The sequence below is a fragment of the Pseudomonas sp. HTZ2 genome, from assembly GCF_033173945.1.
Taxonomy (GTDB): domain Bacteria; phylum Pseudomonadota; class Gammaproteobacteria; order Pseudomonadales; family Pseudomonadaceae; genus Aquipseudomonas; species Aquipseudomonas guariconensis.
This window is the reverse complement of sequence record NZ_CP137332.1, coordinates 3,594,932-3,609,635: the sequence shown is the minus strand read 5'-3', so window position 1 is coordinate 3,609,635 and position 14,704 is coordinate 3,594,932. Positions and strand designations below refer to the sequence as shown.

Sequence of the window (14,704 nt, the reverse complement as noted above, 5' to 3'; positions counted from 1 at the left end):
GATCTGTCACCGCCCGAACCCCAGCCCGGAGCCCCTCATGCCTAGCCCGCGTCGCGCCGTCTTCCTCGATCACCAGTCCCTTGACCTGGGCGACCTCGATCTCGCGCCCTTGCAACGCCCCTTCGACAGCCTGCAGCTGTTCGCCTCTACCCAGCCGGAACAGGTCGCCGAGCGCCTGCAAGGTGCCACAGCGGTGATCAGCAACAAAGTAATGATCGACGCCGCGGCCATGGCGGCCAATCCACAGCTCAAGCTGATTCTGGTTGCCGCCACCGGCACCAACAATGTCGACTTGGCCGCCGCCCGTGCCCAGGGCATCACCGTGTGCAACTGCCAGGGTTATGGCACCCCATCGGTCGCCCAGCACACTCTGGCCTTGTTGCTGGCCTTGGCCACGCGCCTGTGCGACTACCACCAGGCGGTCAGCGAGGGCCGCTGGGCCACGGCCAGCCAGTTTTGCCTGCTGGACTTCCCGATCGTCGAACTGGAAGGCAAGACCCTCGGCCTGCTAGGTCACGGCGAGCTCGGCGGCGCGGTGGCGCGGCTGGCCGAGGCGTTCGGCATGCGCGTGCTCAGCGGGCAGATCCCCGGTCGCCCAGCCCGCGCTGAACGTTTGCCACTGGACGAACTGCTGCCTCAGGTCGATGCGCTGACCCTGCACTGCCCGCTCAACGAGCACACCCGCCACATGATCGGCGCGCGCGAACTGGCGCAGCTCAAACCCGGCGCCCTGGTGGTCAATACCGCTCGAGGCGGCCTCATCGATGAACAGGCGCTGGCCGACGCCCTGCGCAGCGGCCACCTCGGCGGCGCAGCCACTGACGTGCTGAGCGTCGAACCCCCGGTCGATGGCAACCCCTTGCTGGCCCCGGACATCCCGCGTCTGATCGTCACCCCGCACAGCGCCTGGGGCGCGGTGGAGTCGCGCCAGCGCATCGTCGGCCAGTTGAGCGAGAACGCCCAGGCCTTCTTCGCCGGCCAGCCACGGCGAGTGGTCAGCTGAATCGGCAAGGGGCTCTGGTACACTGCGCGCTTTTTCAGGAGACGTCGTCCATGGACCCGCGCAGTGAAGTGTTGCTTCGCCAGGCCGAACTGTTCCAAGGCCCGCTGTTGCTCGCCGGGCTGCCCGCCGACGACCTGCTCGGCCAACTGCCGCAGGCTAGCGGCTGGTCCTGGCACGCCGGGGACCAGGCCCTGCTCGACAGCCGTTTCAGCGACCGCAGCCACTATGGCGTGCACGTGCCCGAAGTGGCCTTCGAGGCCGCCGTACTGTTTCTGCCCAAGTCGCGGGAGCTTGCTGCCTATCTGCTCAATGCCCTGGCGTCCCGCCTGGCAGGCCGTGAGTTGTATCTGGTAGGCGAGAAGCGCGGGGGCATCGAGGGCGCTGCCAAGCAGCTGCAAGCTTTCGGCAAGCCGCGCAAGCTCGACAGCGCGCGTCACTGCCAGCTGTGGCAAGTGACGGTGGACCATGCTCCGCAGGCCAAACCCCTGGAGAGCCTGGCCGAACGTTTCGAGCTGCCCCTGGAAGACGGCCCGCTGCAGGTCGTGAGCCTGCCCGGCGTGTTCAGCCATGGCCGTCTGGATCGCGGCACTGCCCTGCTGCTCCAACACCTGGACAACCTGCCGGCCGGTCACGTGCTGGACTTCGGCTGCGGTGCCGGCGTACTGGGCGCGACCATCAAACGCCGTTATCCACAGAGCCGCGTCACCCTGCTCGATGTGGATGCCTTCGCCGTGGCGAGCAGTCGGCTGACCTTGGCGGCCAATGGTCTGGAAGGCGACGTGATCAGTGGCGACGGCATCGATGCCGCGCCTACCGGGCTGAACGTGATCCTGAGCAACCCGCCCTTTCATACCGGTGTGCATACCAACTACCAGGCATCGGAGAACCTGCTGAAAAAGTCAGGTCTTCATCTGCAAAAAGGTGGGGAAATGCGTCTGGTCGCCAATAGCTTCCTGCGCTATCAACCGCTGATCGAAGGCGCCCTGGGCAATTGCCGGGTCTGCGCCGAGGCGGACGGCTTTCGTATCTACCAGGCCACACGCGGCTGAAAACAGGGCTTGCCGAAACGCATTCACCTAGGCAGAATCCGCACCGTCCTAGGGGAGTAGTCTCCCGCGAGCGCCCTGCTCGCCCGGCACGCGTCAACACACTTGGCCCACAGGCCATGGCGCGTGCGACCCGCGGTCTGCGCAGACAGATCCAGGGTTTGACAAGACCTATGACACGCACACCTTACCCGGGGCGGGGAGGTCGTACGTGTCATAGCCGTGTCGACCCGCCCCCGTAGGAAACCTGATGCTGGAATCCCTGCTCGTCCCCACCGCAATCGTCGCCCTCGCTGAAATCGGCGACAAGACGCAATTGCTCGCCCTCATTCTCGCCGCGCGTTTTCGCAAGCCTTGGCCGATCATCGCCGGCATCATCGCAGCCACCCTCGCCAACCATGCCGCCGCCGGTGCCGTGGGCGCCTGGGTCAGCAGTTTCTTCAGCGAGACGGTATTGCACTGGATCCTCGCCGGGAGCTTCGCTGCAACAGCCCTGTGGACATTGGTTCCAGACAAGATGGACGATGACGAAAACAGCGCCGCACGCCGCTTCGGCCCCTTCGTCACCACGCTGATCGCATTTTTCCTGGCTGAAATCGGCGACAAGACCCAGGTCGCCACGGTCATGCTGGCGGCCCAGTATCCTCACCTGATCATGGTCATCCTCGGGACCACCCTGGGCATGCTGATCGCCAACGTGCCGGTTGTGCTGGCGGGCAACTTCGCCGCCGAGAAGCTGCCACTGACACTGATTCGACGCCTGGCAGCGGCTGCATTCTTCGTACTGGCCATCGTCGCCGTGTACTCGGCCATGAAAGCCAGCGGCTGGGTGGGCTAAAGACTGAAGCTGCAAGCTGCAAGCTGCAAGCTGCAAGCTGCAAGCTGCAAGAGAAGCGAGTCACGCCGTCCTAACAGCTTGAAGCCTGAAGCTTGCAGCTTACTTCTTGGCAGCCTGGTAGAGCGGCATCACCTTCGGAATCGCCGCCTGCAGCGAGGCAATACGGCTGCTTGAGGCCGGGTGGGTGCTCATGAACTCAGGCGGCGCGCCTTCGGAGGCCTTGCTCATCTTGTTCCACAAGGTGATCGCGGCATTCGGGTCGTAACCGGCACGCGCCGCCAACTCCAGGCCGATCAGGTCGGCCTCGTTCTCGTTGGCGCGGCTGTTGGGCAGGGTCATGGCGTAGTTCACCACGGTGTCCGCCAGGGCCATGCCGCCCTGACCCAGGCCGAACAGAGCACCGGCGCCTTGGCGCGCCATTTCCACCCCATAGGCCTTGGACATGGCTTCGCGGCCATGCTCGCGCAGGGCATGGGCGATTTCATGACCCAGTACAGCAGCAATCTCAGCGTCAGTGAGCTGCAGCTTGTCCATCAGGCCGGTATAAAAAATGATCTTTCCGCCCGGGCCACAGTTGGCGTTGAGCTCGTCGCTGTCGATCAGGTTGACCTCCCAGTTCCACTGCGCGGCGTCCGGCCGGAACTTGGGCGCCTGGGCGATCAGGCGGCTGGCGATGGCCTGGATACGCTTGGCCTTGGCGCTGCTCTTGTCCAGCTCACCCTTGCTCGAGGCCTCGCTGAGCGTCTGTTGATACGACTGGGCATACATCTGGTTGACCTGGTCGGTCGAGAGCATGCTGAACATGTACTGCTGGCGATCGACGCCCACGGCACCACCGCTGGTGGTATTCACTGCCTGGCAACCAGACAGCAGGATACTGGCGCCGATCAGGCTGGCAACGAATGAACTACGCATGAAAGCACTCCGTTTTTACATGCCGCGTATCCTAGGCCGAGTCGCCTGGCCTCGCCAGAGCCGCAGGTAAGATTTCTCATCCCCCCTCATGCTTTCGCCAGGCCCCGCCGATAACCCGGGAAACAATCATTCTCGAACGCGGTGCCCCATGAAGTTCAAGTCGATTCAGTTTTCCGTGGCTGCCCTGGCGGGCGCCATCGTTTTGAGCATTGTTGCGGCCCTGGTGCTGTACGCCGTGTACTCCGGCGAACGCACTCAGTCGCTGGTGCAGGAACGCACCCGTCAACAGTTTGAAAACGTGATCGAGCAACGCCTGGGGGCCCTGGCCCGTACGCAAGTCAGCGAGATCCAGCGCGGGCTGGAAGCGCCGCTGCTGATTGCCCGCAGCCTGGCCACCAGCAATGCCATGATCGGCATGCAAGGCACCGACGGCCAACCGCTGATGCGCGTCGACCGCCAATCCCTGGTCAACCAACTCAAGCGCACCGTCGAGGTCAACCCGACCGTGCTCGGCGCCTACCTGGGTTGGGAGCCCAATGCCCTGGACCATGACGATGCCCGCTATGTCGGCAGCAACATGGTTGGCGTCGATAGCGCCACGGGACGTTTCCTGCCGTGGTGGTTCCGTAATGGTGACGGCAGCCTCGGCCAGGACAAGCTGATCGATGTGAACGACCACACCGTGCTGGCCACAGGCGTACGCGCCAGTGAGTACTACCTGTGCCCGAAAGAGTCGAAGAAGCCCTGTGTGATCGATCCGGCGCCTTACAAGGTGGGCGACAAGACCGTCATGCTCGCCTCGTTCGTCGCACCGATCATGATCGATGGCCAGTTCCAGGGCATGGCCGGTGCCGACCTGTCGGTAGACTTCATCCAGGACTTGCTCAACAACGCCGACCGTCAGCTATACGACGGCGCCGGCGAACTGGCCCTGGTCTCGAGCAACGGCCGCCTGGTGGCCTATACCCGTGACCCGTCGAAGTTCGGCGAAAAAGCCAGTGATGTGCTGGATGCCGAGGAGTCGGGCACGCTTACGTCCCTGACTGGCGAAAACCTCCACTATGAGCTCGACGAAACCAAGGACCGCATCGAACTCTACTTGCCCTTCCGCGTCGCCAGCACCGACGCCCGCTGGACGCTGCTGCTCGAACTGCCGCTGAGCACAGTGATGGCCGACGTCAACCAACTGCAGAAAGACCTCGCCGCACAACGGCGCACCGACATCACCGGCATGACCCTGATGGGTCTGGGTATCGCCGCCATCGGCTTGTTGGTGATCTGGCTGCTGGCCCACGGTATCGCCCGCCCCCTGCGTCAGATGGTGGCCATGCTCGACGACATCGCCCAGGGCGAAGGCGACCTTACCCGCCGCCTGCACAGCGACCGTGCCGACGAACTGGGCGCGATCGCCAAGGGCTTCAACACCTTCCTGGCCAAGTTGCAGGCGATGATCACCCAGGTGGTGGGCTCGGTGCAGAAAGTCAGCGACTCCTCGGAGCACACTGCCGATATCGCCATTCGCACCAACCAAGGCGTGCACAAGCAGATGGCCGAGATCGATCAGGTGGCCACTGCCGTGCAGGAAATGACTGCCACTGCCCAGGACGTGGCGCGCAATGCGACCCACGCCGCCCAGGCCGCGAACAACGCCGACCAGGCGGCCAACCAGGGCTTGCAGATCGTGCGCGACACCTCCCATTCGATCAGCGTGCTGGCCACTGAGATCGGCCGTGCGGTGGAGGTGGTCCAGACCCTGGCCCGCGACAGCGAGAACATCAACGCGATCCTCGTGGCAATCCGCGCCATCGCCGAGCAGACCAACCTGCTGGCGCTCAACGCCGCCATCGAAGCGGCCCGCGCGGGCGAGCAAGGCCGGGGCTTTGCCGTGGTCGCCGACGAGGTCCGCAACCTGGCGCAGAAGACCCAGCAGGCCACCGAAGAAATCCAGCAGATGATCCAACAGCTGCAGCAAGGCACCCGCGAAGTGGTCAAGGTCATGGAAGACAGCCAGGGCAAGACCGACGACAGCGTGCAACAGGCCACCCGTGCCGCCGAAGCGCTGGAGAGCATCACTCAGGCCGTGTCGGTGATCAACGACATGAACACCCAGATCGCCAGCGCGGCCGAGCAGCAGAGCGCCGTGGCCGAAGACATCAACCGCAACGTCATCAATATTGGCCAGGTGGCCGGTGAAGTGGCCGGCGGTGCCGACGAGTCGAGCCAGGCCAGCGCCGAACTGACCAAGCTGGCCGAACAGCAGCGGCGCTTGATCAACCAGTTCCGCGTTTGAGGAACAAGGGGCTGCCTTGCAGCCCCGTGAGGTTCACGCCGGGGTCAGGCACTCCGGCGCATCGAGCTTCGGATCATTGACGAAATGCGCCAGCGCCCGCTCGCGCAACGCTGCTGGTGGGCTGGCCAACAGCTCGTGCAGCCGCGCCAGCGGCGTTTCCGGGTCCAACCAGGCCGCCTGCCCCGCTTCATCGAGAATCAGCGGTCGACGTTGGTTCATCGCCGCCTGGGTCACTACCGCGCAACTCAGCCAGACCTCGTCCTGCACCGGATACGCCTCCCACACCGCCGCGAAGAACAGCGAGGCCCCCTCCCCCGGTGTCAGCCAGTACGGCCGCTTGCGCACCGTGCCACGCCACTCGTAGAAACCATTGGCCGGCATCAGACAGCGCCTCTGGCGGAAGGCCTCGCGGAACATCGGCTGCTCCGCCAAGGTTTCGGCACGCGCCTGGGCAGGTGTGCGGGATAAGTCGGTCAGCCAGGCCGGGGTCAGTCCCCAGCGGGCCCTGGCCAACTGGATCTGGCCGTCGAGCTGACGTTGGATCAGCACCGAAGCGCCTGGGGCAATGTTCCATTGCGCCTGCTGGTCGGCGGGGTACCCGGGCAAGGCGGCAAAGGCCGGGGACCAGCGAAACAGGGCGTAGCGTCCACACATGGCGATAAAAACTCAGCAGATCAGGGTTCCGGGGAAACTCTCCGGTTCGTCGCCGGCAAGTGGCAGGGCCGCATTGTACGCATCGATCAACTGCCGTGCGTACCCAGCCTGCTCGTCCGGTACTACCAGACCGAGCAACCCTTGCATCGGCAACTCGCCGGCAGCGCCGACCAGATCACGCCCGGCCAGATGTACCTGGACACCCTCGCTGGCCAGCATGCCCACCAGCAACTGCGCCTCCATCAGGCTCTCCGGCTCGTAGATCCGCATCATCAGGCATCATCCTCGCGTCTGACATCGAGCATCCATTCGTCACCATGCACCTGCAAGATGAACACCACTGGCTGGCAACACACCTGGCAGTCCTCGGTGTACACCTGGTCGCCGCCGGAGATATCCACCGTGGTTTCCACGGTTTCACCACAATAGGGACAACGATAGAAGTCGGTTTCCAGCATCGCGGCCTCCGCGGTGACTTATGCGTATAATTGCCGGTCTGTTTACAGGGCCTGCGTGTGTCCGAGCCGTTTTTTCGGACCCCACCCCTACCTTATTACCCTAGCCGTTTCCAACAAGAGAGCATGATGGGCGAATTCGATGCCATCCGACCGTACGACGACGCTGAGGTCCCTGCCGTCCTGGCACGCCTGCTCAGCGACCCGGCATTTCTGGATATCCTCACCCACTTCCGCTTCCCGCGGGCGGCCGGCGCCTTCGGCTGGCTGCTCAAGCCACTGATCGCTCGCCGCCTGCGCAACGAGTTCGCCGGCGTTACCTGCGTCTCGACCCTGCAGGACAAGGTCGAGCACTACGTCGACCAGACCATCGAGCGCGCCACCGATGGGGTCACCTACTCCGGGGTCGAGCAGCTCAAGTCAGGGACGGCCTACCTGTTCCTGGCCAACCACCGCGACATCGTCATGGACCCGGCCTTCGTCAATTACGCGGTGTATCACGCCGGCCTGCCGACGCCGCGCATCGCCATTGGCGACAACCTGCTGCAAAAGCCCTTCGTCAGCGACATGATGCGCCTGAACAAGAGCTTCATCGTCCATCGCTCGCTGAGCGGTCGCCGGGAAAAACTCGCCGCCTACCAGCTGTTGTCGGCCTATATCAATCACTCGATCCGCAACGACTGCGTGTCGATCTGGATCGCCCAGGCCGAAGGACGGGCCAAGGACGGCGATGACCGTACCGATTCGGCGATCCTCAAGATGTTCCACATGAGCCGCAAGGACGAAGCCTTCGGCGCCGTGATCCAGAGCCTGAACCTGACACCGGTGTCGATCAGCTACGAGTACGATCCGTGCGACCTGGCCAAGGCCCGCGAGCTGTACATCCGCGCCACCACCGGCACCTACAAGAAGGCACCGGGCGAGGACGACAACAGCATCGCCCAGGGCATCACCGGCTACAAAGGTCGGGTGCATATCAGCTTCGCGGCCCCGGTGACCGAGTACTTCGAAGACACCAAGCAACTGGCGCAGGAAATCGACCGGCAGATTCTCGGCGGCTACCGCCTGTTCCCGGTGCATTACCTGGCCTATGGCATGTGGAGTGAAGCAGACCCGGCCCTGCAGGTGCCGAGTGCGGAGAAACTGTTCCCCGCGCAGGAATTGGCCAAGGCCAAGGAAGAATGGCAGCGCCGCCTGGACGCTTGCCCGGTGGAACACCAGCCCTACCTGGTGCAGCAGTACGCCACCCCGGTGCGCAACCAGTACCAGGTCAAGGCTCAAAGCCCCGTCGCCTGAAATATCCCCTGTTGGGGCGGGTTACCCGTCCCAACAGGGGCATCCGGTGTTCAGATCCAGGTGCTGAACCAGGACAGCAGCAGCGCCATGGCCAGGCAAGAGAATCCGAGGATGTAGTAGTAGCGCGGCACCCGCTGGTCGAAGGCATCGACCACCGCCTCGTCGCTCGCACCACTTGCCCGCGCCACCACTTCGCGCCGCCGTGCGCTTTGCAGCAGCAGCCCGCCGGGACAGGTAATCAGCAGGGCCAGCAGATTGATCAACTTGGCCGGATGGGCAGCCAGGAATCCCCAGAGCACTTGCAAGGACATCGCGTAACCTCGGAAAAGAACGACGGCAAAGCCCGGCATTCTACCCAAGCCCAATCCTGCTGCTCGGATTTTGCGACCAACTGTCATTGAATTTCACTGTCACACGCTCGTCATCAGGACAGGCCACCCTGTCGGCCTTTTCCTACGATGGAGCTTGTCATGTTGCACGCCGAAAACCAGGACCGCCTCTACCTTGTCGCCCAGAGCGATGAACAACAGGCGCTGATCGACGGCTTGGCCATTAACGTCCAGGATCGCCAGTGGCTGGTCTATTGCGCCTTGGGTGGTCATGCCCACCAAGACCTGCCCGAAGTCGATATTTATACCGGCCGTAGCCTGCTCGACTTTCGTATAGAGGCCGCATGACAAGCTGGCCTGCTCCTTAGCCTCTTCACAGGCAACAAAAAGCCCGCTACCGGAAGCACCCGGCAGCGGGCTTTTTATCGAGGGCGCTGCGCTTATTCGCCTAGGACCTGGCCGATGGTCGGGTCCTTGAACAGACGGGTCAGGGCATCGCTGAGCACGTCACCGACCAGCTTGGTGTTGGTCTCCTGATTCGGCGCCATGCCGAAGCGCTGATCCAGGGAAGCACCGTAACGGCCGCTGTAGCGACGGTTGGCGTTGGACACATCGGCACGGAAGGTGGCGCCGATGGTGGCTTCGGTCACATACATCTTGTCCTTGGGCGACTGGTACTTGAGCTCGGCCAGGGTCACGGTCAACTGGGGGGCATTGTAGGCGTTGGGCGTCGGGGTGAAGCCCAACAGGCGTACCGCGGCCTCGGCCTGGGCCTGCAGCTTGGGCACGATATCGTTGCCACTGACGCTGATGGTGCTGGTTTCAGGGTACATGCCACCCCGGGTCCCCAGCGATTGCGAGGCACGGCCATCGACCACCTTGACCACGACCGGCTGGCCACGGCCGACCGGATTGAGCTGGGCGGTGAGCTTGGGTTGCGGGCTGAGTTGTTGCGGGCTGTGGGCACAACCGACCAGGCTCAGGCTGGCCACCGCGATCAAACCGAACAACAGACGTTGCAACATGCGCGTTTCTCCAGAAAATACGGCAAAGGCCCACAGTATACCTAGCGACAAGCTTCACGCTGCAAGCTGTTAGAAAAAGCAGCCGAGCAACCGATCCGCCTCCTTAATTGCGATTGTCACATGGGTTTCATGCCGGGCGTTCATCCTGTTGCCAGACAGACCGAACAGGATCGCCGCCATGACCTCGCTGTGGAATCTGCTTTTCTCCCGCCCCCGCCAGAACACCTATGTCCGCCTCGATGCCGAGGGCAATTGCCTTGGATTCCTGCACTGCACACGACGGCCCAGCAGCAGCGGCTGGGTGCAGGTCAGCGAAGCCCAGCTGGGCTGGCTTGGTCAGCCGCTACCGGACAGTGCTCGGGTTTGCGCCCACGCAAGCCGCCGCTGGCAGCAACGCACCCTGCCAGCCTGACAAACGCAGCAATAAAAAGCCCATTAAGCGCACCTTTCTGCCCGCGACATCGTTATAATCTCCCCCCGATTATAAGGACGTCTCCTGATCGGGCCCCGCATCGCCGTTGACCACGGCACTTTCGACGCTTTGCCCACAGAGAGCCTTCCACTCAGGTCTTGCATCCGCCGCGCCTGCTGTCCCGGCCTTCGCATTGCAGGAACCTGTGGATTGCCATCGCGCAGTCCCTTTTGAGGTTCACGTTCCAAAAGAGCGTGAAAAAACGGGTTTTTCAAACTTCACAAGAGTGTGGCGAGCAAATGAACAGTCTGGCATGTGCAAAAGCGACAGATGCGTCCCGAACAGCCTCGAACAGACGGCAAAAGTGCTCATCCTCGATGAAGTACTGAAGCCGGTCCATACCGCACGGCGGATACCTTGACCATAAGTCGAATTGCCGCACCCGTGGCAAGGGCGTTCAATAGCCGAACACCAAGACTGAATTGGCAGGGTCCGCGGAAGTGGCAAGAACTGCGAAGAGTCGGACATGGCGATCCTGGCCAACCCAGGGATCCTATGCTGTCAATTAGGTGCTGTAGATTGTGGAGACGCGTTAATGGCGCAGAACGAATCGGTTGATGTGGTACTGGTAGGCGCGGGCATCATGAGTGCCACCCTGGCCGTACTGCTCAAGGAACTCGACCCGTCGATCAAGCTGGAGGTCGTCGAGGCGATGGACTCCGGTGCCGCGGAAAGTTCCAACCCCTGGAACAACGCAGGGACGGGCCACGCAGGCCTGTGCGAGCTGAACTACACGCCTCAGGCCGCCGATGGCAGCATCGACATCAAGAAGGCCGTGCACATCAATACCCAGTTCGAGGTGTCCCGCCAGTTCTGGGCCTATCTCGTGCGCAAGGGCAGCTTCGGCTCGCCACGTGCCTTCATCAATCCGGTCCCGCACCTGAGCTATGTCGAAGGTGACAAGGGCGTTTCCTTCCTCAAGAAGCGCTTCGAGCTGCTCAAACAGCACCATGCCTTCAGCGAGATGGAGTACACCGAAGACAAGGCCGTGATGGAGCAGTGGATGCCGCTGATGATGCCGGGCCGCCCGGCCGACCAGCGCATCGCCGCCACACGCGTGATCAAGGGTACCGACGTGAACTTCGGCGCCCTGACCAACAAGCTGCTCAAGCAACTGGGCAACTGCGCCGATGCGCAGGTCAAGTACAGCAAGAAGGTCGTCGGCCTGCGCCGCAACGGCAGCGGCTGGACCGTCAGCATCAAGGACGTCAACAGCGGCGGCAGCCGTGAAGTCGATGCCCGCTTCGTCTTCCTCGGCGCTGGCGGCGCGGCCCTGCCGTTGCTGCAGATGTCCGGCATCCCCGAAAGCAAGGGCTTCGGCGGTTTCCCGGTCAGCGGCCAGTGGCTGCGCTGCGACAACCCCGAGATCGTCAAGCAGCACCAGGCCAAGGTCTACAGCCAGGCCGCGGTCGGCGCTCCGCCCATGTCGGTTCCACACCTGGACACCCGTGTGGTCGATGGCAAGAAGTCGCTGCTGTTCGGCCCGTATGCAGGCTTCACCACCAAGTTCCTCAAGCACGGCTCTCTGCTCGACCTGCCGCTGTCGGTACGCATGGGCAACATCGGCCCGATGCTGGCCGTCGCCCGTGACAACATGGACCTGACCAAATACCTGGTCAGCGAAGTGATGCAGTCGATGGAACAACGCCTGGAGGCCCTGCGCCGCTTCTACCCTGAAGCCAAAGCCGAGGACTGGCGTCTGGAAGTTGCAGGCCAGCGCGTGCAGATCATCAAGAAGGATCCGAAGAAAGGCGGCATTCTGCAATTCGGTACCGAGCTGGTCTCGGCACAGGACGGCAGCCTGGCAGCCCTGCTCGGCGCCTCGCCAGGCGCTTCGGTGACCGTCTCGATCATGCTTGAACTGATCGAGCGCTGCTTCCCCGAGCAGGCCAAGGGTGCCTGGGCTGCCAAGCTCAAGGAGATCTTCCCGGCTCGCGAGAAGGTCCTGGCCACCGATGCCGCGCTCTACCACAAGATCAGCGCACAGAACGACGAAGCGCTGGAAATGGTGGAAGACACCAGCAGCCCGGCCCAGCACTACGCTTGATACCGACCCACAAAAAAACGCCCCTCGGGGCGTTTTTTTGTGCCTGGATTTGCGGTGCTCTTCGCGGGAAACCGCGCCCACAAGCATTGCGATGAACCCTGTGGGAGCGGGCCTACCCGCGAAAGGTCGGCACAGGCTTACCGATCAGCCACGGGCGTTATTGATGATCTCGATGTATTCAGGCGCATTGCGCTGGTCGGCGATCAGCTCGACAAAGGTCTTGCCGTGCTCATCTTTGCCGTCCAGGTCCAGACCCGCCTCGACGAAGAAGCCGACGAAACGCTCGAAATCGTCTACGCGCAGGCCACGATAGGCCTTGACCAGTTTGTGCAGCGATGGCGAGGTCACGCCATCGGCCGGCTCGAACTGGAGGAACGTCTTGACGTAGTCGTCGCTGATCTCGTCACCAATCACCTGCTTCTTGTCTTTACGCATTGCCGACTCCAACTGGGCCATATGGGCATTCAAAGGCCCGCAGTTTACCCCTCACGGCCCGCGGGTCTCAACGCGTACGTACGGTGCCGGTGTGCAGATCCGCCCAGAGATGACCGTTGGGGTAAGTGAGGAACTGCACGTACAACGTCTCGTTGCGCAGCAGGTCCATGATCACTCGATAGTTGGCCAGCGGATAGCTCAAGGTGAGGGTTCGGGTCTTTTCGTCGTAGACCGGCTTCTTCAGGCTCTTGCCGCCTTCGCCATCGAAATTGATCAAGACCTGGCTGAGGGTGGCGCCCTTGCTCAAGGGCTTGCCCTTCAGGCGCAACAGCAACGATGAGGTGATCGGGATGGGTTGCTGGTCGGACTGGCGCTGGATGCCGGTCACCACCGAATAGTCGGTCACCTGCAGCAGTTGCTGGGCTGTCGGAGCCTCTTGGCGCAGGGACAGCTCATCGGGGGGCAGGAACTGGCCATGCAGCGGCGCCGCGGACAGCGGCAGGCTCACCGCCAGCAGGAAAGGAAGAATCGCACGCATGTGAGGCTCCTTGGCAGGGAGAAGCACTCTAGCATGGAGGTGGGTTCAGGATCCTGAGTGGGCGTGGCGCTTTTTGATTGCGTCTGCGTCCCTTCGCAGAAAACCGCTGCCACTCAGGTTCGTGGTGAAACTGCCTTGCTCTGCGGTGTCGTCTTAGTGGGTAAACTCGCCCCCAAAGGCACTGCGGACCAGGCTTACCCGCGAACGCTACTCGAACTGCGCACGCATCCACGCATGGTATTCGGCCACGCCTGGCTCGCCCTCACGCGGCGCCCAATGAGCATGCTCGCCCTCGCCCACCGGCCGGTAGGGCCCGGCCTTGCATTCGAACAGCATGCTGTCGGCTTCTAGCACCACCAGCCCATGGTAGGTACCCGGCGCCAGGTCGACACCCAGGCAATCGCCTCCGGCCTGCATCACCCGCTTGTCGATCACCACGCCCTTCTCGTCGAAGATCAACAGGCCCAGGCGCCCCTTGAGCACGATCAGCGCCTCGGCCTTGTCGTCGCTCAGGTGGCGGTGGGGCGGGATGTAGGTGGTGGGCTGCAGGCCGACGGCCATGCGGTGGCAGGGTTCTTCCATCTCATGGAAATTATGGTGTTGCCGCCCACGGGGGCTGTCGGCAGCTTTTTGCGCCAACTCGGCAAACAACGCGTGGTCGATGAATGCAGGTTGGCGCATGGTCACAGGCCCTTGACTGCGAAGATGCCGTTGGCGTTGCGCCAGTAGCCTTTGTAGTCCATGCCATAGCCGAAGATGTAGCGGTCGACGCACGGCAAGCCGGCATAGTTGGCCTTGAGGTCCGGGCTGGCTTTACGGTCGTGGTCCTTGTCGATCAGCACCGCGGTGTGCACGGAGCGGGCACCGGCATGTTTGCAGAAATCGATGATGGCGCTGAGGGTGTGACCCTCATCGAGGATGTCGTCGACGATCAGCACGTCGCGGTCGATGAAGGAAATCTCAGGCTTGGCCTTCCAGAACAGTTCGCCGCCGCTGGTTTGGTTGCGGTAACGCGTGGCGTGCAGGTAGGAGGCCTCAAGCGGGAACTGCAGGTGAGTCAGCAGCTTGCCGGCGAAGATCAGGCCACCGTTCATGACACAGAAGACCACCGGGTTCTTGTCATGCAGGTCTTGGCAGATCTGCTTGCCGACCTTGGCGATGGCCGCTTCGACCTCGGCTTCGGTGTACAGGCAGTCAGCCTCGCGCATGACTTGACGGATATGCTCGAGATCGGCGGACATGGCGCTCTCCAGGGGGCTCGGAATTGGAAAAGCGGGCAAAGGTACGCATCCGCCCGCCCCAGATCAAGCATTTATGGACTAACGTCCAGAATGAGCAGACGACATGCAGGACTGAATAGA

Annotated in this window: 18 protein-coding genes, 1 pseudogene and 1 riboswitch; of the genes and pseudogenes, 9 read left to right on the top strand and 10 right to left on the bottom strand. The window is 62.8% G+C overall.

The window, feature by feature from the left end; translation table 11 throughout:
* Positions 1–37 precede the first annotated feature (37 nt).
* The 3 genes from R6G97_RS16735 (at position 38) to R6G97_RS16725 (ending at position 2,887) form a co-directional block, all read left to right on the top strand.
* On the top strand, positions 38–1,003 hold the full coding sequence (locus tag R6G97_RS16735) for a 2-hydroxyacid dehydrogenase (RefSeq protein WP_090345226.1): 966 nt from the start codon (positions 38–40) through the stop codon (positions 1,001–1,003).
* Positions 1,004–1,053: 50 nt separating this feature from the next.
* A complete protein-coding gene (locus R6G97_RS16730) occupies positions 1,054–2,052 on the top strand; it encodes a class I SAM-dependent methyltransferase (RefSeq protein ID WP_043213815.1) in 999 nt (332 codons plus the stop codon).
* Between the two features lie 39 nt (positions 2,053–2,091).
* Positions 2,092–2,212, top strand: a riboswitch (yybP-ykoY riboswitch).
* Between the two features lie 90 nt (positions 2,213–2,302).
* On the top strand, positions 2,303–2,887 hold the full coding sequence (locus R6G97_RS16725; protein ID WP_317848161.1) for a TMEM165/GDT1 family protein: 585 nt from the start codon (positions 2,303–2,305) through the stop codon (positions 2,885–2,887).
* A gap of 99 nt (positions 2,888–2,986) precedes the next feature.
* Here R6G97_RS16725 and R6G97_RS16720 read toward each other — a convergent pair whose 3' ends face one another.
* Entirely contained in the window at positions 2,987–3,802 is an 816-nt protein-coding gene (locus R6G97_RS16720) for a M48 family metallopeptidase (RefSeq protein WP_043213812.1), read from the bottom strand.
* 88 nt (positions 3,803–3,890) lie between these two features.
* On the opposite strand from R6G97_RS16720, the pseudogene R6G97_RS25010 reads away from it, so the two are divergent.
* Positions 3,891–5,237, top strand: a pseudogene (locus R6G97_RS25010) (HAMP domain-containing protein); the annotation flags it as partial.
* A gap of 12 nt (positions 5,238–5,249) precedes the next feature.
* On the top strand, positions 5,250–6,092 hold the full coding sequence (locus R6G97_RS25005) for a methyl-accepting chemotaxis protein (protein WP_371906719.1): 843 nt from the start codon (positions 5,250–5,252) through the stop codon (positions 6,090–6,092).
* 33 nt (positions 6,093–6,125) lie between these two features.
* On the opposite strand, the gene R6G97_RS16710 is transcribed toward R6G97_RS25005, so the two are convergent.
* The 3 genes from R6G97_RS16710 to R6G97_RS16700 are packed head-to-tail and all read right to left on the bottom strand — an operon-like array spanning position 6,126 to position 7,204.
* On the bottom strand, positions 6,126–6,746 hold the full coding sequence (locus R6G97_RS16710) for an SOS response-associated peptidase (protein ID WP_090345224.1): 621 nt from the start codon (positions 6,744–6,746) through the stop codon (positions 6,126–6,128).
* A gap of 12 nt (positions 6,747–6,758) precedes the next feature.
* Positions 6,759–7,019, bottom strand: a complete 261-nt coding sequence (locus tag R6G97_RS16705) for a putative signal transducing protein (RefSeq protein ID WP_090345222.1) — start codon at positions 7,017–7,019, stop codon at positions 6,759–6,761.
* Complete coding sequence (locus tag R6G97_RS16700; RefSeq protein WP_043213807.1) at positions 7,019–7,204, bottom strand: CPXCG motif-containing cysteine-rich protein; 186 nt, start codon at positions 7,202–7,204, stop codon at positions 7,019–7,021. Before R6G97_RS16700 ends, R6G97_RS16705 begins: the two co-directional genes overlap by 1 nt.
* Positions 7,205–7,327: 123 nt before the next feature.
* Here R6G97_RS16700 and R6G97_RS16695 point away from each other — a divergent pair, with 123 nt between their 5' ends.
* Positions 7,328–8,497 carry a 1-acyl-sn-glycerol-3-phosphate acyltransferase gene (locus R6G97_RS16695; RefSeq protein ID WP_080642133.1) on the top strand — a complete coding sequence of 390 codons (1,170 nt, stop codon included), beginning with the start codon at positions 7,328–7,330 and terminating at the stop codon, positions 8,495–8,497.
* Between the two features lie 50 nt (positions 8,498–8,547).
* Here the strand turns inward: R6G97_RS16695 and R6G97_RS16690 are convergent, their stop codons facing one another.
* Positions 8,548–8,808: a hypothetical protein gene (locus tag R6G97_RS16690; protein ID WP_043213805.1), complete on the bottom strand. Its 261-nt coding sequence runs from the start codon at positions 8,806–8,808 to the stop codon at positions 8,548–8,550.
* 159 nt (positions 8,809–8,967) lie between these two features.
* Here R6G97_RS16690 and R6G97_RS16685 point away from each other — a divergent pair, with 159 nt between their 5' ends.
* Positions 8,968–9,174 (top strand): hypothetical protein, encoded by a 207-nt coding sequence (locus R6G97_RS16685; protein WP_043213804.1) that lies wholly within the window; start codon positions 8,968–8,970, stop codon positions 9,172–9,174.
* 92 nt (positions 9,175–9,266) lie between these two features.
* Here the strand turns inward: R6G97_RS16685 and R6G97_RS16680 are convergent, their stop codons facing one another.
* On the bottom strand, positions 9,267–9,851 hold the full coding sequence (locus tag R6G97_RS16680) for a YajG family lipoprotein (RefSeq protein ID WP_043213803.1): 585 nt from the start codon (positions 9,849–9,851) through the stop codon (positions 9,267–9,269).
* Between the two features lie 178 nt (positions 9,852–10,029).
* Between R6G97_RS16680 and R6G97_RS16675 the strand changes: the two genes are divergently transcribed.
* Positions 10,030–10,263 (top strand): hypothetical protein, encoded by a 234-nt coding sequence (locus R6G97_RS16675; protein ID WP_043213802.1) that lies wholly within the window; start codon positions 10,030–10,032, stop codon positions 10,261–10,263.
* Between the two features lie 595 nt (positions 10,264–10,858).
* Complete coding sequence (gene mqo / locus R6G97_RS16670; protein ID WP_070576955.1) at positions 10,859–12,370, top strand: malate dehydrogenase (quinone); 1,512 nt, start codon at positions 10,859–10,861, stop codon at positions 12,368–12,370.
* 144 nt (positions 12,371–12,514) lie between these two features.
* Here mqo and R6G97_RS16665 read toward each other — a convergent pair whose 3' ends face one another.
* From R6G97_RS16665 to R6G97_RS16650, 4 genes are all read right to left on the bottom strand, one after another.
* Positions 12,515–12,805, bottom strand: coding sequence for a PA4642 family protein (locus R6G97_RS16665; protein WP_043215305.1), 291 nt, complete (start codon positions 12,803–12,805; stop codon positions 12,515–12,517).
* Between the two features lie 67 nt (positions 12,806–12,872).
* Positions 12,873–13,343, bottom strand: a complete 471-nt coding sequence (locus R6G97_RS16660; RefSeq protein ID WP_043215307.1) for a hypothetical protein — start codon at positions 13,341–13,343, stop codon at positions 12,873–12,875.
* 207 nt (positions 13,344–13,550) lie between these two features.
* Positions 13,551–14,024, bottom strand: a complete 474-nt coding sequence (locus R6G97_RS16655) for a WbuC family cupin fold metalloprotein (protein ID WP_043215309.1) — start codon at positions 14,022–14,024, stop codon at positions 13,551–13,553.
* A gap of 2 nt (positions 14,025–14,026) precedes the next feature.
* Positions 14,027–14,584 (bottom strand): hypoxanthine-guanine phosphoribosyltransferase, encoded by a 558-nt coding sequence (locus R6G97_RS16650; protein ID WP_043215311.1) that lies wholly within the window; start codon positions 14,582–14,584, stop codon positions 14,027–14,029.
* Positions 14,585–14,704: the final 120 nt, after the last annotated feature.